Genomic DNA, 19,249 nt, shown 5'->3' on the forward strand with positions numbered 1-19,249 from the left:
CTTGAAATAAGCGGTAAAATAAAGATGCACACCATATACTGGGTTATGGAGGTTGGCATCCTATGAAATTACCGTCATTTTTTATCGCGCACGGTTCTCCGCTCCTCGCACTGGAGGATAACGAGTATACCCGTTTTCTGGAGCGACTTGGTCAAGAACTAGAGACGCCACGGGGGATAGTAGTATTCTCAGCGCACTGGGATAGCCCCGAACAGCTACTCACCATTGACGAGCAGCATGAGACTCAACACGACTTCTACGGATTCCCTGAAGAAATGTACACGCTGACCTATCCAGCCCCAGGCGATCCGGCTCTCACCAGGCGGATTTCTGAGCTCTTCAAGGGTAACAATCTTTCACATCAGCCCGTTCTGGGGCGAGGACTCGATCATGGAGTCTGGGTGATACTGAAAAAAATATTTCCGCAAGCCGATATTCCAGTAGTCGCTTTATCCGTCGATTCGCTGCGTTCTCCCAAGGAGCAGTACAATATCGGGCGGATGCTAGCCCCTCTGCGTGACGAAGGCATACTGCTGATAGGAAGCGGTGGACTTGTTCACAATTTGCGGATGCTTAATGAAAGTGATCAGCCTGAAGAGTGGGCGCTTGAATTCGATGCGTGGATTGCCAAGGGTTTAGAATCCTGGGATTTGCCTTCACTGTTTGCTTATGAGAAAAAAGCTCCGCATGTACGAGATGCGGTTCCATCTTACGGAAGAGAGCATTTTGCACCTCTCTTTTATGCGATGGGAACAGCGGATGGCAGCAGGAAGGCAGAACGGAAATTTCAAGAGTACCAATACGGGACATTAAGCCTCAATTGCTGGAAGCTAGACTAAATGGATAAGATACATGCAGGGTGCAGCCGAGATCGGCTGCACCCTTTTTAATGCAAAGAGGGACAAGCTGATCAAGACAAATGGGACTGGCTGTGATTAAATGGAAGAAACCAGTTAAGATACATAAAAGTTTAGGAGGAACTACAAGCTGATGAAAGTAAATTGCTCTTCTTCCCGTCTGCTATCTGCCATTGTACTGACTACCTTATTGCTCTCCGCTTGCGGAACACAGAGTGCCAATAATGAAATTGCCCCGACACAGCAACCCACCGCAGATCCTGCGCCTATTGAAACTATCCAACCATCGCCTACTACAGATCCATCTGCTGAGCTCGTATCTGGATTGACAGGTCTTCCGGTTTCTAAAGACAGTCTCCCACGTCCCTTGGCCGTTATGATTAATAATGCTCCAGCTGCCCGGCCACAGTCGGGGGTAAGTGAAGCGGATATTTTGTATGAGATCCTTGCTGAAGGTGGCATCACGCGGTTGATTGGTATTTTTCAGAGCCATACTGGAGTGGTCAAAATCGGACCTATTCGCAGTATCCGCCCCTATCTGCTGGATATTGGCGAGAGCTACGGTGGTGTGACAGTGCATGCCGGAGGGAGTCCGGCGGCTTATGCGATTTTGCAAAAAGAGAAAAAAGCAGATATGGACGAGATCGGTCGTGCCGGAGCCTATTTCTGGCGGGACAAAGCACGTAAAGCTCCCCATAATCTCTATAGTAATGCAGCAAAGCTGCGGGAAGGTGCCGAGAAGCTCGGGTTTGCGAAAAGTGTGAAGGTGCCGGGGTATCTTTTTAACAATCCAAATTACATACCAACAGGCGGAGTGCAAGCCGCTGAATTTAGCGTAAACTTCTTACTTAAAAGTTATAAAATTGACTATAAATACGATACTCAGCACCAGACCTATCAGCGTTATGTGAATGGCAAGCCGCATTTGGATCTGAATAACGATAAGCCAGTAGAAGCGGCAAATGTGATGGTGATGGGAGCCGATCATAAAGTGCTTGATGATGTTGGAAGAATTCAGGTTGATGTGGAGCTTGGCGGGGAAGCGCTACTCTTTCAGCGGGGACAGGTCACGAAGGGTAGATGGTCGCGTGAGCCAGATGATGTGATCCGGTTTGTAAAAGAGGATGGCAAAGAGGCGCTGATGTATCCAGGAATCACCCATATTTTGGTCGTCCCTAATGCACCTTCATTTAGCAGTCATGTGGTATACGGCGGGGTAGATAGTGCAACCTAAGAAAGTCGGAATATCCAGTCATATGCAGATTTGTGTTCGGAATTAAGGGTAAGTGTTAATAGAGTGTGAAAAAGTTCATTTCTATAGCTTCTATACCTTCTACGGATATGTTAAGATAACAAGGGTTGTCATTCATTTTCATGCTTTTTACATATGGGTGGCTCTGTACTCATGGTAATATTATGTAAAGGGGTTTAAAACAATGAAGTTGAGAAAAAAGGACATATTCTTTGAGACGCTAGAAAATATGGCGGATACGATTGTCCAAGCTGCAGATTATTTTGCTCAAAATATCACTGATCTCCGGAATAATGTCGATAATTTCGCTGCAGAGATGAAGAAGTACGAATCCCAATGTGATACCTACACGCACACCGTAATTAAGGAATTGAACAAGACGTTCATTACGCCACTTGAACGTGACGACATTATGGACTTGATTACAAGCATGGATGATGTCATTGATGGCTTGGAGGCATCTGCCTCACGTTTCTATATGTACAACCTGCTGGACCCGGATGAATACATTGTACAATTCGCCGAAATCCTTCGTCAGAGTGCCTATGAAATCCAAAAAGCGGTTCATTTGCTCTCCCAGAAGAAGTTGCTGGCGATTCGTGAATATACGATCCGTCTGAATGACCTTGAGAATCAAGGGGACGAAGTGCTTCGTATTTGTACTAAAGCTTTGTTTGAAACCGTTAAAGACCCGATTGAGCTGATTAAGCGTAAAGAATTATATGAGCGGCTCGAGACTACTACAGATAAATGTGAAGATGTAGCCAACATGCTGGAATCGATCATCATGCGCAACTCATAAGGGGCACTAGAATATGGAAACATCGATATGGATTCTTGGAATAGTTATATTTCTCGCACTTGCATTCGACTTTATTAATGGATTCCATGATACAGCCAACGCAATTGCTACCGCTGTCTCTACACGTGCGTTAAAACCTCGTACAGCTATTATAATGGCAGCTACGATGAACTTTGTCGGAGCTTTGATGTTTACGGGCGTAGCCAAAAAGATCGGCGGAAGTATCACAGACCCCACCATACTGGATAACGGTCTTGATATCATAATAGCAACGCTGATTGCTTCGATTATTTGGAATTTGATCACTTGGTGGCTCGGGATTCCCTCCTCCTCCTCACACGCGCTGATCGGTGCTATGGCTGGTGCGGTATATGTTGGAGCAGGTTCGTCCTATATCAACTGGAGTGGTTTCGTTGAAATCGTCGAGGGGTTAATTTTCTCCCCACTGATTGCATTTGTTATCGGTTATATTATCATGACGATCTTGAAATGGATTTTTGCAAAACGCAGTCCGCACTCGGTTAACAAGGGCTTCCGCTCTATGCAGGTTGTGACGGCAGCATTACAATCGTTTACTCATGGTACGAATGATGCGCAGAAGGCGATGGGGATCATTACCTTTGCCCTCGTAACTTCGGGACACCAAGAGAATATGGATTTTATCCCACTGTGGGTTAAAGTGGCTGCAGCTACGGCTATGGCGCTCGGTACCTCCATTGGTGGCTGGAAGATTATCAAGACCATGGGAACGAAGATTTTCAAAATCGAACCGATCAACGGCTTCGCGGCCGATATTTCCGCGGCTTCTGTTATTTTCACCGCAACGCTGTTACATTTGCCAGTCAGCTCAACTCATGCGATCACTTCGGCGATCTTGGGTGTTGGCTCCGCGAAACGGTTCTCCGCAGTGAAATGGGGAGTAGCCGGACGTATTGTAATCACTTGGTTTATCACGATTCCAATCAGTGCGGTATTAGCTGGTCTGATTTTCAAAATCATTTTTTAAATCCCTTTAATAAAAAGATGTCAGTTAGCCTATGGCTGCGGACATCTTTTTTTGTTGTGTGGGTGGTGGGGGAGATGAATGGACGAACGGATGGACAGACAGAAGGAAGGAAGGAAGGAAGGAAGGATTTTGTTGCTCCAGCGATCGACGCTTCCCTCTATTGGGGAGAGAACGGTATAAATCCCGTAGAAATGACGGAATTGGGCGCTGGAGGGGAAATGAACCACTAGCCTTGCAAAAAAGCTGACATCAGCGCGTCAAAATAAATAAGGGATATTTTTACAGTTATCTTTTATCGAAGAAGAGAAAAAACAGTAACAGTCAAATACACATAGACAAATCACCATTTTTTTCAAATATATACTTCAATTGTATTTAGATCTGTTCAAGTATCTTTTTCAGCGCTTTTTTCTTGATGGGATGAATACGAGGCCGCCCACTCTTTTTCTTCTTTTGACGTCCTTTCGAACTTCGGGCGGGTTGCCTGCTTAAAGCCACAAGAAATTTTTCCCAGCTCTCCATCACGTAAATGCGAACTAACTTTAGCACTTCCCATGTACTTTTTGTTGTTTTCGTTTGCAACTTTACTAGGATGCATAGGCCGTAGGCCAAAAGTGTCATGTAGATTTGGTTCCATACAGCATCGGGTTTGTAACTGTATAACTTAGCTAGATGAAGGTGCTGCTTCATCCATTTGAAGAAAAGCTCGATCATCCAGCGATCTCGGTACAAGTTTGCGATTTCTCGTGCCGAGATCTCCCACCTTGTTGTAACCACGCGATAGAGTCGGCCTTTATCATCTTTGAATTCAACCAATCGCAGTGTTACTTTTTGATCAGGCTCCTTAGGAACCACCATTTCGACATCGGCGTCTCGTAAAAGACCGTAGTCTTCTTCTAGAATAGGCCGTTCATGGATAACTTTCGTCTTGCTATTTGTCTGTATTCGCGCAACAAAACGAATTTCTGCTTCTGCCCATTTCTTGAAAAAAGCATAGTTAATGTATCCACGATCCATCACATAGGTTGTGTTTTTATCTGTGAGAAGTTCGATCGTCACTTCCGAGTCAGCTACAGCTCCCGTCGATAAAATAACTTTGCTTGGATAAGCCATATCCGGAAAATCTGCGCAGAGGTAGGTATGCATTTTTACGCTATTTTGCTTTTTACTGCAGTAGGCCCACTGACCGTGAAAGTTAGGTAAAGAGATGGTGGTGGAGTCGATGATCGTTAGCTTTTTTAAATCTCGCACTTGTACATGGGATGATTCTCGCAAAGTCTGTGCAATACGTCGATTGATTTCTTGAAAAGCGTACTGAAGCAGAAACGTAGGTAATTCGTTCAATTTACGTGAGAAACGGGAGGCGCTAATTGATGTTGTTCCTACTAGAGCCTGCAAATTTTCATTAGAACGTAAATGCTCTTCTATGGCAATAGGCTCTTCACGCCGAGCTAATTGAGCTTCGATGAAAAGAAAAATTGCGCCGCGAACGGTAAGCTTTTGAGCCCGATAATCTAAGATGTCACAGAGTGTTTCTGGTAAATCTAACAATTGAAGACATTGACTAATAACGGTTTGGTCTGGTACGATACCCATGCGAATTCTCCTTTTGATGAGGAAATGGGTAACCTGCCTATTCCTTAACATTAGGGGATTTTTTTATGGACTACCAGAGAAAAGACACCATTATATTCATAATATGGTAATTATTTTATCCATTTTTCTCATGTCAGGTTTGGTGCAAGGCTAGTGCTTAATTACGTCGAATGAGCAGAAAGAAGGGCATAAATGCCTCAGATTTGCAGAGGCTCGCTTATACAGCCGATAGTGTTAAAGATGGGGTAAGGCAGATTTCAAGCGAACTTCCAGATATCGTTTTTTGTGCATCTACCGAATCTTAGGCGGGAGGGTTAGAATCTAAACTAACTAATCATTAAACAAATCACTCGATACGACTCGATTCAGTTCAGTGATAACCCAACCCAACTCTATTTACTTTATCCATTCTTTACTTGCCACGGAGGAGCATCGCTATATACACTATGAGCTGACTGATCAAAGCAAAAAGATGACGAACGACACTTACTAAAGAGTAATTGAATCTTTTAACCACAAACGGTTAATAGGATCAAAGTGGAAACTGTGATACAAAAAAATAAGCGTACGCGAGGCGATAAACAGATATTTCGACAAAATTAAGTCAGTCTGGTTAAGCTCAAATAATCATTGTTAGACCTCAGTACTCCTTACAACCAAACGTTCCGTCAAATAGCGGTAATAAACGGTAGCTTAGGTATTATTGCGATTATGGCACTGGTATCGGTAGAGCGATGGAAACCCCGAACTGTGGGATAGCGGAGAGATGGTTGTTTTTACATCTTTGGAAGACTCCTCTTCATGCGGTACAATAGATGCATGGAAGAAGATGAAGCGGAGGAACATTTTATGATACGTACACTTGCAGTCACGCATACAGGTGAGGTGCTGACAGAGATGCCTCTACAAGATATCCGGCGGGAGGATTATGCATGGATATGGGCAGACTTTGCTACACCTACGGCAGAGGAGACGCTGCTGCTGGATCAATATTTTCATTTTCACCCTTTGGCGATTGAGGACTGTATGCATGTGCTGCAGCGGCCGAAGCTGGATCATTATGAGGAAGTGCAGTTTTTTGTGCTGCATGCGCTGAATGAGAATACGCTGGACGCTGAAGAGGTTGACCTTTTTTTGAGCGCGAATTATCTAGTATCCTATCATCATCAAGAAAAGTCAGAGATGAACGAAGCCTGGGAACAGGTGAAGCGTGAAATACATAGTCGTAAAGGCTGGTCGGGCGGTCCGATGGCGGCTGCTTATACAGTAATGGACAAGCTGGTAGATAAGTATTTTCCATGCCTCTACAGTTTAGAGGACGAGCTTGCTGATCTGGAGAGCAGTGGAAGCAGTGAGTCGGTCGAGGATTTGATGAGCCAAGTGTTTAATGTGCGAGGAAGGCTTCTAAAGATGCGGCGGACGATTGTGCCGATGCGCGATTTGATGTACCGGATCGTAAATTCGCAGCATGTCCTGAGCAATGGCGAGGAACGGATTTATTTTGGCGATATCTATGACCATTTGTTAAAACTGTCTGATATGATTGAGGCTGATCGAGAAATGACCGCGGATCTACGTGATAGCTACATTTCCCTCAATTCTAACCGGATGAATTCGATTATGAAAACACTAACAGTAATCACCACCGTATTCATGCCGCTGACGCTGATCGCCGGGATCTATGGAATGAACTTTGTGGTGATGCCTGAACTCGAATGGAAGTATGGTTATTTTGGCGTTCTGCTGTTTATGCTGGTGGTGGGCGTTGGTATGTTCAGATGGTTCCGGCGTAGTGGATGGTTTAAGTAAAAATAAAACGTAAACGTAAACGTAAACAGCAAGACTCTTTCTCCCGAGAATTGCTGTTTTTCTGATTGTAATGCCTATCTAGCAATGGCCGTAGGCACGCTAGAAAACGTCACCGCTATTTGCGGCGACGTTTTCCGGTAGAGGGAGTAGAGCGCCGGCGTGTGGTTGTGGACGATTTGCGACGTTGTGAGGTGGAACGTCTTTTTTTGCGTCGATTCGGGCTGAACAGAGCGGCATCTTCTTCGGCTGCTAATGCGCCTGCTGCCCCTTTTCCTTTGCCGAAGCTACCCATTAAGAGCTTAACCATTGGAGCCATCTGCTGGAAGCCGGACATCACCTTCTGCACTTTACCCATAGAGTTTACGATCCCGTCAATGCCGCCCATTCGGTCGATGATACCTTTGATTTGCTCCATATTCCCACCAATTCCGCCACCGCCGCCTAAGCCGCTAAGCAGTCCGGCAAGACCGCCACTGGCTTTTGTTGTGGCTTCAGCGACGGGAAGCGCTAGCGCCGTTTCAGCGGTAGCTTCTGCTCCTAAAGCGGGAAGGATACCGCTCTCTCCTGGGAGGGATGAAGGTGCATATGGACTGAGGCCGGGGTAGGCAGATGCATTATACGTATCGGACAGTGAACGCTGGCCCCGGCGGGAATGATTATAGTAATGATCAGGCATAATATCACATTCCTTTGTTAGTGGTTTGCTATACTGTATGTCATGGGCGAACATACGGTATAGACGAATGCCCGGGTTACCCGGGATAGGAGCGGAAAAGGGCGAATGCCTATAATCGTGCTTGAGAAGTGAAAAAAGCGTGTACATACTTGATTTTCGGCGCTTATGTAGTACTATAGTGTAGGTGCTAATTCTTATGTAGGAAGAAACGAACGTACTTTGGTACATAATTACTGTGCGTCACAGGTGGACGTTTGTCCATCGATTTCACTCTTTACAGCGTGAAATCGTTAATGCTTGAAAAATGCGCTCTAGTGCAATATAGTAGAGCAATAAAGACACATTAGGGGATGATAATCTTATGCAGCTGAAGAAGCTAAACGATAAAAGTATCGACCAATTATTTGACGCTATTTTAACGTTAAAAAATATGGAAGAATGTTACGTTTTCTTTGATGATTTGTGCACTGTGAACGAGATTCAAGCGCTGTCGCAGCGACTGGAAGTAGCGCGTATGCTCGGCAAAGGCTCGACTTACAACCAGATCGAAGGAGAGACGGGTGCAAGCACAGCTACGATTTCCCGTGTAAAACGTTGTCTGAACTACGGTAATGATGGATATAAATTAACGTTGGAACGTCTGGGACGCTAATTTATGTTGCCGGGCGTACTTATTATCAGTCACGGCTCCCGCGACGAGGCTTGGGTTTCGATCGTGGAAGAAGCTGTAAGCGGATTATCGCTAGGTGAAGAGATTCTTGTTGTGGTCTCTTTTTTAGAGCTGGTAGAGGGCCGTCTGATTCAAGATGGAATATATGAACTGGAACATGCTGGGGTCACAGATATTATTGTGATCCCATTGTTCGTTTCTTCGGGAAGTACACATGTCGATGAAATAGAATATGCACTAGGCGCCAAACCTGAGCCTGAACGTGAGACGGATTTAGCGCTGTTCTCAGTGAAAGCTAAGGTTCACTACGGTTATCCTATCGACGATGACCCAGACATCGCTGTAATGATCTGGGACAAGCTGCGTGAGCTGTCTACGGAACCAAAGCGAGAGATGATTCTACTTGTGGGTCATGGCAGCGTATATGACGGCTTCCGGCAGCGCTGGCAGCAAGGCATCTCTTCGCTGGCGGGACGTGTGCGTGAGGTGAGCGGCGTAGCTGCGGCCGACTATGGTTTGTTGAATCCGGATAGTGTAAGAATCAAGGTTGAGTATTGGCAGGAGCAGGGTCACGAGGTGCTGGTGGCGCCGCTTTTTTTGAGTGAAGGCTATTTCACTAAGCATGTGGTTCCGAACAAACTTAATGGATTAACTTACAGGTATTCCGGTCAAACGCTTCTGCCCCACCCCCTTTTTCCGCATTGGATTGAGAGACAGGTAGAGACACTCCTCGAACAAATTCGAAATAATCATGAAAAATAGTGCCCACATCCGTGGATAATACGGGATCTGCTGCATACACATATAAATAGTCTAACGATGTGTCATTAATTGCTATATAATGAAATATTTGCACGAAAGGGCCTTTAATATTGATTGTAGTGGTCCGAATTAGGTATAATCAATTAGGTTATTCTATTATAAAAAACAGGTGGCGTTCCGGTAATGAAAACTGCGAGATTGATTTATAATCCCACTTCTGGACGGGAAGAAATGAAGAAGCGGCTCGCCGATATTTTGGACCGGCTGGATACGGGTGGCATTGAAGCCTCCTGCCATGCAACAACCGGAGAAGGCGATGCTACGTTAGCTGCTGCGGATGCAGTGGAACGCGGTTATGATCTGATCATAGCAGCCGGTGGTGATGGCACTTTAAATGAAGTTATTAATGGTATGGCGGAGAAGCCTAATCTTCCCCCGCTCGGCGTATTGCCGATTGGTACTACAAATGATTTTGCACGTGCGATGGGGATCCCAAAGAATTGGGAGGATTCCTGTGATCTGATCCTTAGCCAAGAGTCACGTCTGATTGACATCGGTAAAGCAAATGACCGTTATTTCATTAATATTGCAGGCGGCGGTAGCTTAACCGAACTGACATATGAAGTTCCCAGTAAGCTGAAGACCATGATAGGGCAGCTTGCTTATTATTTAAAGGGTATTGAAAAAATGGTCAGCCTATCTCCTCAGGAACTAATCGTCCGAGCCAATGGCCAGGAAGTCATTCATGATGAGTTCATGCTGTTCCTAATCGCAAATACGAATTCCGTTGGCGGCTTCGAAAAGCTTGCTCCTGGCGCTCGAATCGATGACGGTCTGTTAGACGTTATTGCGGTTAAAAAATGCAACCTAGCAGAGTTTGTCCGTTTGGTCAGATTAGCCCTTCGCGGCGAGCATTTGCAGGATAAGAAGGTTATATATTTCCGTACGGATGCGATGGATGTAATCTCTCCAGGACATGTCCAATTGAACTTGGACGGCGAACTGGGTGGAGAGCTGCCAGGGCGATTCCGGATTTTGCCACAGCATTTGCGGATTTTTGCTGAGAATAACTGAGGCTTGATGGAAGGCTAAGAATAATTGAAGATATCGTGGGTTTATACAGCGATGATAATGAAAGAAGTGAACTATAAATAATGAGTAAACACCGCAGTGGACGCAGCACCAGCCGCCCAGTCGGCAAGGCGCCTGTCGCCGGACTGCCTGTGAATAAAAATGATGAGGTTATGCTCGATATTATCGGCATGACCCATGAAGGCGAAGGGGTAGGCCGCGTAGAAGGCTTTACCCTTTTTGTGCAGGGAGCCCTTCCCGGAGAGAAGGTCCGGGCAAAGGTGCTCAAGACCAAGAAGCAGTATGGCTACGCCAAGCTGCTGAATTTGGTAGAAGCGAGCAGCGCCCGCATCGCGGCGCCTTGCGAGATCTATGATAAGTGTGGCGGCTGTCAGCTGCAGCATATGGACTACACTGCCCAGTTGGCGTGGAAACGGCAGCTGGTGGTGGACAACCTGGAGCGGATTGGGAAGCTCCAGGTGAGTGGTGGTGGCGGAGACGCTGGAACGGATCAGACAGAGGGCATTCTCGTCCGCCCAACACTGGGCATGGACGAGCCTTGGCGCTATCGCAACAAGGCTCAGGTGCCGATCGGTGTAACAGAAGGTGGCCTTGTGGGTGGCTTTTACGCGCGGGGAAGCCACCGGATCATCGATATGGAAACATGCTTGATTCAGCATGAAGATAACGATGACGTTGTGCGCAAGGTGAAAGAAATCGGACGGAAGCGTGGTATTACTGCTTACGACGAAGAATCCGGTAAAGGCATACTGCGTCATGTCGTAGTAAAGAAAGCCTTCCGCACAGGTGAGATAATGGTCGTACTCGTCACTAATGGCGAACGCATCCCACATCTGGACGAATGGATCACTGAGATCCGCCGTGAAATCCCAGCTGTTACAAGCATCTGCCAGAACGTGAATACTAAGCAGACGAACGTAATCTTCGGTGATACAACACGTACCCTTTGGGGGAACGATGTTATTTACGATTATATCGGCGATGTGAAATTCGCGATTTCTGCCCGTTCTTTTTATCAGGTTAATCCGGCTCAAACCGAGGTTCTCTATGGTAAGACAGTGGAATATGCAGGACTTACGGGAAACGAGACTGTTATAGATGCTTATTGCGGTATCGGAACGATTTCATTGTTCCTTGCGCAGCATGCTAAACAGGTCTACGGTGTAGAGATCGTACGTGAAGCGATAGAGGATGCGCGGGCGAATGCCACTTTGAATAGTATGGATAATGTAGTGTTTGAGGTAGGTGCATCTGAGGATGTAATCCCTAACTGGAAAGAGCAGGGGATAACGGCAGATGTTATCGTGGTCGATCCTCCGCGTAAAGGCTGCGATCCACGACTTTTGGAGACGATTCTGGCGATGAAGCCGGAGCGTGTGGTGTATGTATCGTGTAATCCATCGACACTGGCAAGGGACTTGCGGGTGTTGGAGGATGGCGGGTATAAGACAGTGGAGGTAACTCCGGTGGATATGTTCCCGCATACGGTGCATGTAGAATCAGTAGCTTTGTTGGTGAGGGATGTAACAGTGATTCAACCCCCTTTACTTACTTGAGTTTTCCAGTGTGGTACAGATTGAAACATTGGTGGCACAGATAGAGGAGATCAGACTTGATGTGAAATTGATGTAAAAATCTACCGGATTTGAGCCTGATGAAAAGAAGAAACTAGGAAATTTGAAGGAACCCTTGTCAAGTAGACACTAAATAAAGAGCAATATTTATTCGCCTGAGTTCGGTATTTATAGGGACTCAGTTTGTTTAGTTTCGCTTGGAAACGTGCACAGTTGTAAAAGCAGATATATAGTTAATAAAAGTATTGACTTGAGATCCAAAGCGAAAAATACGAATAGCTTCTCCTATTTTATTCTTTCCCCCGTCTCTAAGCATAAAGAATAAGCCTGCTGGATGGCAGTGTCTTTGCCGTCCAGGGGGCTATTAGTGTTGTGAACTTTGTGACCGGTCTATTTATCTTACAGTACTCGGCCTTCCACCTTTCCTTTTTTCGGATGTACATCGCCTTTGGCCGTAAGAACGCCTATATGTTTTTTGCGACTGTTGTACATCTCTACCTCTCCATGCAGGGAATCCTTGTGATAAAACTTGTCACCATCCGTATAGATTCTCTCCTTCTTCCACTCTGTTTTTACTTTCATTGCACTTCTCTCCTTGAACTTGTCCCTGCGCCATGCTTCCGCAATTTGTGGAAACAAAAAAAGCCCAAGTCACCTCGAAGGTTCCATATGGGGCTGCTTTTTGCAGGATCATTAATAAATGAGAAAAAGCCCTCACGGATAATAGGCATAGACCTACTTCGTAAGAGCTTTATTATGCAGATATGTGGTTGGCGAACGCTTCTAATTAATGGCCAGATATAATGGGAAAGCATATAGCCAGCCAATGAATCCAATATATAATCGGATATTATTATTCAGGGGAATCCCTGATAAAATTTAATTCCCCGTGCTCGTCCACAAAAAATAGACGTTTTATGTTAATTGCCAAAATTTTTACAAATAGGTAGGACCTAAGGAGGTAAGCGCTATCTTTATACCTATAAAAACGCGACGTGAAGGCCTTCATGTCAACAAGTGTATACCCAATGTCATTAATTATCTATTTGAAAGAAAGGCCACTTTTCATAATGTTACTATAAGGACATTGACATATGTTATAAGCTTCTATGACGTGTCGGAATCTCGGAAGGGAGGAAAGAGCATCGAGGTAAGCTGAAATGGAAGCACATACCATTTAGGAGATTGATGTTTCTTGACTCAAGAATCAGAAGGGAGTTAGTACGATATGAAGAGGAGTAGAAAATGGGTAGCTCTCGTCATGGTTGCGATCATGATCGTAACCATGATGCCGATCGCGCAAGCGGAAGAGGCGCTGCCGCCTACACAGACAAAGGACCAGACACCAGTGAACCCGCCGGGCGAAGCCGATCCGGTCGAGGTGACGAATCCATCAGACCTACCGGGAGCGGGTACGGAGGGTGTTATTGCGTCAGTGTATGGGGCAGTATATCACAATCTTGCAGCGGGCTTATCATATGAGTGGTCGCAAGAGCCGGAAGCTTCCTATCCGGATGAAGGCAACACACTTACGGATGGTATATATGGGGCAAGCAATAGATCCGACGTAGCATGGATTGGACATCATTTGAGTAAGACACGCGAAGTTGTGTTTGATTTGGGGGCGAAGAAATCTATCACGGGTATTAAAGCCAATTTCCTCGAAGATTGGCCAACGAACAATGTACTCGTGCCACTCACGGTATCGATGTACGTCTCCGATGACAAGGTGAACTGGGGACTGCTCAAAGACAATGCCACGCAGAAGCTGTGGAATGACGGCAAATACACGGAGACCTATGTGTGGGACGGCAGCAAGGACGGCATTAAAGCGATCGGCCCAGTTGCGAAAATCGCGTATGCTCGGTACGTCAAAGTGACATTCTCCATGCATCCTTCGGCGATGACGCTCGTGGATGAGATTGAAATTATCGGTCAAGACGGGCAAGCAGCGGGAGCGGTAACCGTGCCGACGCAGGAGGCGAAGCTCCTGGCGCCTGGCGAAGCGACGGCGGGCATTCAGGATCTTGGACTGCTCTATAACGGACATTATGCGGATAAACCTGGAATAGGCAATTGGAAGAAGGACCGGATTATTCCGAATATCAGTTACGTGGATAAGGATAATAATCCGACGGCATGGCTCTTCGACGGCATCCTCTATCTCGGGACGAACTCTCCAGAAGGACGCAGTTTCGGGGCGGGGTCGGGTAATCCGTCCATTCTTGCAGACTGGAAATGGTATTTGGAAAAAACGTTTGCGGCAACTGGCGATATGCAGCAGTTGAATGAAGCGACAAAAGAAGTCGGTCAGAAGCTCGGCGAACCGAATCATAAGACAAAGGTTGTTCTGATGATTCCGTATCCGGATGAGGGCGTAGTCAATTTCGGAGATCTCGGTGACGGAAATCTCAACTTTACTGGCCACAATTCGCAAGCGCTTACAAATCGTGCGAAGGCAACGCAGTGGTATATCAATGAGGTGAAGTCGCTCTGGCCTGAGGGGAAATATCCGAATCTTGAACTGGTAGGCATGTACTGGCTGGAAGAACAAATCGGCATCGATGCAGCCGGTCCGGACTTGGTGAAAGCTGTAAGTGAGCAAGTGCATGCGGAGAATATGAAATTTTTCTGGATTCCGCATTCCTTGGCGTACAAGGCTTATATGTGGAAGGATGTCGGCTTCGATGCGGTAGCGCTCCAACCGAACTATTTCTTCGCGCCGATAGGTTATGATCGTTTTGAAGATGCTTCGAACATCGCGAAGCTTTATGGGATGACTAACGAGTTCGAGTTCGATGATCGGATGCTGACGGACGGTGTGTTCCGGGAGAGGTATATCGATTATTTGAACAGCGGTGTGGAAACCGGGTTAATGGAACATGGCTTCAACGCTTACTATCAAGGTAATAATGCCGTTTATGATAGCGCCGTGAGCACAGACCCGGCCAATCGGATCCTGTATGACTGGCTGCATCAATATGTCAAAGGAACTTATACAGTCAACAATGCGGCTCCGCCTGAAGTGGAAGTGCAGATGAACGGTGAGCCGTTTAAGGCAGGGGAAGTTCTAGCAGACTCCAAGAAAGTGAAATTTACATGGAACCTTAAAGATGTTGCCGATCCAAGTGTGATCAAAGTTTCTGCGATGTATGATGGAAAGCCTTACACGGTAGGGACGGAAATCACGTTAAAGAATATGCTTGGCAAGCATGTGTTGGATGTTACCGTCACTTCGGGGAAATCGAAGAAAACATCGTTTACGTTCGAAGTGAAGACGGATGCCGCGACAATGATTGCGCTCGTGGACATTTACGTCAATGACAAAAAAATGAATAACAACGATGCAACGGCCCTTAAAGTTTACCTCGATGCGATGAAACAGGCGGAAGGCGTCAACCCAGCCGAATTCACGAAATCGCTGAAGAACTTCAATGCGAAGCTGGATCAACTGAAGCAGAACATTGCGGGCGATGCCTATACGATGTTGAAGGAAAGCGTCTATTACCTGGCAGGCAGTCTGGCTCAAGGCAAACCTGTTGAAGTATCGTCGATTGAAAATGGTGGTCCGAATTATATTCCATCCAACGCGGTGGACGGATTCCAAGCGACACGCTGGGCGAGTCACTATGATGATGCGAACTGGTTCCTAGTCGACCTGGGTCAGCCTACGGCGATGGATACAGTTCGCATCAGTTGGGAAGGTGCTCGCGCCGACACGTATAAGCTGCTCGTATCGGACGATAAGAAGATTTGGACCAATGTAATGCCGAATGACGGCATTATTAAAGCGCAGGATGGTAAAGAAACGGTTCAATTTAAGCCGGTTACGGCGAGATACATCAAATTCGAAGGCGTAAAGCGGGCGACATTCTACGGTTATTCCTTCTATGAGTTCGGTGTATATTCGCTTTATAGTCAGCCGGCATCTCTGGAACGCAATCTTGCGCTAGGGCTTCCTTATAGCTGGTCGCAGGAGCCTGAGGCAGCGTATCCGGATGATCAGAAGGAACTGACAGATGGTAAATACGCTAAGTTGGATATTAAAGATCCGGCGTGGGTCGGACATCTGCGGAAGAAAACTCGTGAAGTCGTGTTTGATCTAGGTGATAAGAAATCGATCTCGAAGATCAAAGCGCATTTCCTGGAAAGCTGGCCAACCAACAATGTGCTCGTGCCGCTGACCGTCTCGATGTATGTCTCCGATGACAAAGTGAATTGGGGATTGCTTAAGGACAGCGCGACACAAGAACTCTGGCGAGATGGAACGTACGATGAGACCTATAAATGGGATGGCAGTAAGGACGGTATCAAAGCCATCGGCCCAGATGCGAAGATCGCCCATGCTCGCTATGTGAAAGTGACATTCACAATGCATACGCGTGCAATGACCTTCGTGGATGAGATTGAAATCCTCGGTGAAGACGGCAAAGCTGCCGGAGCCGTAACTGTTCCAACGCAGACGCCGAAATTCTTGGCGGCAGGCGAAGCGACAGCGGATATCGAGCATCTTGGACTTTTGTATAACGGGCAATATGCGAATGACTTAGGCACCTGGACGAAAGAACGGATCATTCCGAACATTAGTTATGTCGATAAGGACGGCAAGATTAAGGATCGACTCTTCGACGGCGTCCTGTATCTTGGCATTAACTCTCCAAATCCAGGTCGTGATTTCGGCGGGCGGGCTTATCTGGAAGATTGGAAATGGTATCTGGATAAAACCTTTGCGGTAGGCGGCGATATGGATGCGTTAAACGCAGCGGCTAAGGAAGTATCCGATGCGCTGAACGAGTCTGGCGTGAAGGAAAAGGTTGTCCTCATGATTCCGGATCCAGGTGAATCGATCACTAATTTCGGAGCTATTGAACCAGGTGGAGAATCGCTGAACTTCAATGATTCCGTTGGCAAAGAGAAAGCCCTTGCGAACCGTGAAAAAGCAGTTCAATGGTGGCTGCAGCAAGTCAAATCGAGATGGGAAGCAAAAGGTTACGCTAACCTCGAGCTTGTAGGTATGTACTGGTTCGAAGAGCAAATCAGCACAAGCCAATCCGGACCGGATCTGATCCGTTCGGTGAGCAGCACCCTGCATGACATGCAAATTAGCGGCAAGGACCTGAAGTTCTTCTGGATTCCGCACTTCTTCGCTTATAAAGCGTTCATGTGGAAGGATGTCGGCTTCGATGCGGTGACGATCCAGCCGAACTACTTCTTCGAGCCGACGGATATCGAGCGCTTGGAGGATTCTGCGAATCTGGCGAAGCAGTATGGCATGTCCAATGAACTCGAGTTCGATGATCGGATGCTGACGGACGGCGTGTTCCGCGAGCGGTATATCGATTACTTGAACAGCGGTGCGAAGACAGGGCTCATGAAGGATGGCTTCAAATCGTATTACCAAGGCAACAATGCAGTCTATAACACCGCGGTAAGTAAAGATCCAGCGACGCGCGTTCTTTACGACTGGCTGTATCAATTTGTTAAAGGAACGTATCAGGTCAACGAGGCTCCGCCTTCCGAGGTAGACGTGCAGATGAACGGCAAGCCGTTCCAGAGCGGGATGAAACTGTCGGATTCAGAATCCGTATCCTTTACATGGAAGCTTAGAACGGATGATGGTCTGACGAAAGTGACGGCGACGTATGACGGCAAGCCTTATACAGCGGGTACCGTTATTCCGCTTGCAGGCAAGCTTGGCAAGCATGAGCTTAACATTACCGTTACGGCGGGGCGTATGGTGACAAAGTCATATGTTATCGAAGCAACGACGAATGCATCTGGTATGAAAGCGTTAGTCGACCGCTTCGAAAAAGCGAAGCAATTTACGAATTCTGCAACGGTGCGTTCTTTGAACAACTATTTGGAAATGATGAAGCGCTATGAAGGGAAAGATGCAGCGCAAGTCACCAAGTATCTCCAAGGCTTTAACGCAAAGCTGGATGAATTCAAGAAGGCGGGTACGATAAAAGATGAGGCGTACAATACGCTGAAGGAAAGCGTCTATTACCTAATAGGCAATTTGGCGCAGAATAAAACGGTAGAAGCTTCGTCGACCGAAGGCAATAATGCGAATTATGCACCGGCTAAAGCCGTCGATGGATTCCCTGCTTCAAGATGGGCGAGCGAATACGTGGATAATACTTGGTTCCTGGTCGATCTCGATGAAGTGAAGGAAATGGATACGGTTCGAATCGATTGGGAATATGCTCGTGCCGATAAATACAAACTTCTTGTGTCGAACGATAAGCAGAACTGGATCAATGTCATGCCAAATGACGGAATTATTACCGCGCATGATGGCAAAGAAACGATTCAGTTCAACCCGGTCAAGGCAAGATACATGAAGTTACAAGGCATAAAAAGAGCAACCGATTACGGATATTCCATCTACGAGTTTGGTGTCTATAACCTCTCGGGCGCTGTAGACGTGAAGGGCATTGAGGGCATACAAGTAAAGGTTGACGAGGAAGCGAAAAAAGTAACGATTGATGGATTGCTGATGAATGGCGTCCTTACAAATGTGAAGTTGAAGGTGCTTGATCCGAAAGGCAAGGTTCATCTCGAAGATGAGACGAAGAGTACAGTCGCGGGAAGCTTCCAATTCACATTCAAACTTACGGGTAATTTAAAGGGAACCAATGAGGCGTATCTTTCGACTGGCTATATGAGCGAGCCTGTAAAAGTGACCTTTGAATACTCAAAAGAAAACCCGGGTAAAGGTCACGATAAGTAATGGAGAAATAATCCATCCAAGCAGCAATACGACCCGCGCTGAAACTTCCTGTACCGGTTATCGAATTATCTGTCCGAGTAATACTAATAACCGAAGTAAGAACGTTTGAGGCGTAACATAACAAGCCGATTAGGTGCCAGACCACGGGGTCTATACCTAATCGGCTTGTTTCTATGTACAGAGGTGATGACCTTTACTGCCCCTTCAGTTCTCTCGGACTAAGACATGCCCTGTGGGTAGCTGAAAAGCACATAGGTATCGGAACCAAAGGGGATATACGCATATCTTATCTTCGGACTGTCAATGCGACAGTCTTTTTTTCTTTATATATATTTGGGATTTTTGTTTTTTTTAGATGCTGTTCATCCAAAAAGAGGGCAGACCTCCATTCATGATTTGAATAAAGGGATATCTTCCCAT

The 19,249-nt window shown here is 46.4% G+C and carries 15 protein-coding genes; 12 read left to right on the forward strand and 3 right to left on the reverse strand.

Going from position 1 to position 19,249, the window contains the following annotated elements; translation table 11 throughout:
• Positions 1 to 62 precede the first annotated feature (62 nt).
• The 5 genes from MHH52_RS03375 to MHH52_RS03395 all read left to right on the forward strand — a co-directional run bounded on the left by MHH52_RS03375 (position 63) and on the right by MHH52_RS03395 (position 4,147).
• Positions 63 to 839 carry a class III extradiol ring-cleavage dioxygenase gene (locus MHH52_RS03375; RefSeq protein WP_340006643.1) on the forward strand — a complete coding sequence of 259 codons (777 nt, stop codon included), beginning with the start codon at positions 63 to 65 and terminating at the stop codon, positions 837 to 839.
• A 151-nt stretch (positions 840 to 990) separates the two neighbouring features.
• The gene (locus MHH52_RS03380) at positions 991 to 2,091 is read left to right on the forward strand and encodes a DUF3048 domain-containing protein (protein ID WP_340006645.1); all 1,101 of its coding nucleotides are present in this window, start codon (positions 991 to 993) and stop codon (positions 2,089 to 2,091) included.
• 202 nt (positions 2,092 to 2,293) lie between these two features.
• Complete coding sequence (locus MHH52_RS03385; RefSeq protein ID WP_313640297.1) at positions 2,294 to 2,911, forward strand: DUF47 family protein; 618 nt, start codon at positions 2,294 to 2,296, stop codon at positions 2,909 to 2,911.
• Between the two features lie 13 nt (positions 2,912 to 2,924).
• Positions 2,925 to 3,917, forward strand: a complete 993-nt coding sequence (locus MHH52_RS03390; protein WP_313640298.1) for an inorganic phosphate transporter — start codon at positions 2,925 to 2,927, stop codon at positions 3,915 to 3,917.
• Positions 3,918 to 3,991: 74 nt separating this feature from the next.
• Complete coding sequence (locus tag MHH52_RS03395) at positions 3,992 to 4,147, forward strand: hypothetical protein (protein ID WP_340006646.1); 156 nt, start codon at positions 3,992 to 3,994, stop codon at positions 4,145 to 4,147.
• A gap of 145 nt (positions 4,148 to 4,292) precedes the next feature.
• On the opposite strand, the gene MHH52_RS03400 is transcribed toward MHH52_RS03395, so the two are convergent.
• A complete protein-coding gene (locus MHH52_RS03400) occupies positions 4,293 to 5,513 on the reverse strand; it encodes an IS4 family transposase (RefSeq protein ID WP_340006648.1) in 1,221 nt (406 codons plus the stop codon).
• Between the two features lie 170 nt (positions 5,514 to 5,683).
• Between MHH52_RS03400 and MHH52_RS03405 the strand changes: the two genes are divergently transcribed.
• Positions 5,684 to 5,818: a hypothetical protein gene (locus MHH52_RS03405; protein WP_340006649.1), complete on the forward strand. Its 135-nt coding sequence runs from the start codon at positions 5,684 to 5,686 to the stop codon at positions 5,816 to 5,818.
• Between the two features lie 544 nt (positions 5,819 to 6,362).
• A complete protein-coding gene (corA, locus tag MHH52_RS03410; RefSeq protein ID WP_340006651.1) occupies positions 6,363 to 7,322 on the forward strand; it encodes a magnesium/cobalt transporter CorA in 960 nt (319 codons plus the stop codon).
• 115 nt (positions 7,323 to 7,437) lie between these two features.
• Here the strand turns inward: corA and MHH52_RS03415 are convergent, their stop codons facing one another.
• Positions 7,438 to 7,998, reverse strand: coding sequence for a tyrosine protein kinase (locus MHH52_RS03415; protein WP_313641026.1), 561 nt, complete (start codon positions 7,996 to 7,998; stop codon positions 7,438 to 7,440).
• Positions 7,999 to 8,359: 361 nt separating this feature from the next.
• Between MHH52_RS03415 and MHH52_RS03420 the strand changes: the two genes are divergently transcribed.
• The 4 genes from MHH52_RS03420 to rlmD all read left to right on the forward strand — a co-directional run bounded on the left by MHH52_RS03420 (position 8,360) and on the right by rlmD (position 12,078).
• Positions 8,360 to 8,650 (forward strand): YerC/YecD family TrpR-related protein, encoded by a 291-nt coding sequence (locus MHH52_RS03420; protein ID WP_313641027.1) that lies wholly within the window; start codon positions 8,360 to 8,362, stop codon positions 8,648 to 8,650.
• 3 nt (positions 8,651 to 8,653) lie between these two features.
• Positions 8,654 to 9,430: a CbiX/SirB N-terminal domain-containing protein gene (locus MHH52_RS03425; RefSeq protein WP_340006652.1), complete on the forward strand. Its 777-nt coding sequence runs from the start codon at positions 8,654 to 8,656 to the stop codon at positions 9,428 to 9,430.
• Between the two features lie 183 nt (positions 9,431 to 9,613).
• Positions 9,614 to 10,504, forward strand: coding sequence for a diacylglycerol kinase (locus MHH52_RS03430; RefSeq protein ID WP_340006654.1), 891 nt, complete (start codon positions 9,614 to 9,616; stop codon positions 10,502 to 10,504).
• Positions 10,505 to 10,584: 80 nt separating this feature from the next.
• The gene (gene rlmD / locus MHH52_RS03435; protein WP_340006656.1) at positions 10,585 to 12,078 is read left to right on the forward strand and encodes a 23S rRNA (uracil(1939)-C(5))-methyltransferase RlmD; all 1,494 of its coding nucleotides are present in this window, start codon (positions 10,585 to 10,587) and stop codon (positions 12,076 to 12,078) included.
• 417 nt (positions 12,079 to 12,495) lie between these two features.
• Here the strand turns inward: rlmD and MHH52_RS03440 are convergent, their stop codons facing one another.
• Positions 12,496 to 12,678, reverse strand: coding sequence for a colicin E3/pyocin S6 family cytotoxin (locus MHH52_RS03440; RefSeq protein WP_313641031.1), 183 nt, complete (start codon positions 12,676 to 12,678; stop codon positions 12,496 to 12,498).
• Positions 12,679 to 13,324: 646 nt separating this feature from the next.
• On the opposite strand from MHH52_RS03440, the gene MHH52_RS03445 reads away from it, so the two are divergent.
• Positions 13,325 to 18,829: a DUF4855 domain-containing protein gene (locus tag MHH52_RS03445; protein ID WP_340006658.1), complete on the forward strand. Its 5,505-nt coding sequence runs from the start codon at positions 13,325 to 13,327 to the stop codon at positions 18,827 to 18,829.
• Positions 18,830 to 19,249: the final 420 nt, after the last annotated feature.

The sequence above is a fragment of the Paenibacillus sp. FSL K6-0276 genome (genome assembly GCF_037977235.1).
In the GTDB taxonomy this organism is placed as follows: domain Bacteria; phylum Bacillota; class Bacilli; order Paenibacillales; family Paenibacillaceae; genus Paenibacillus_AQ.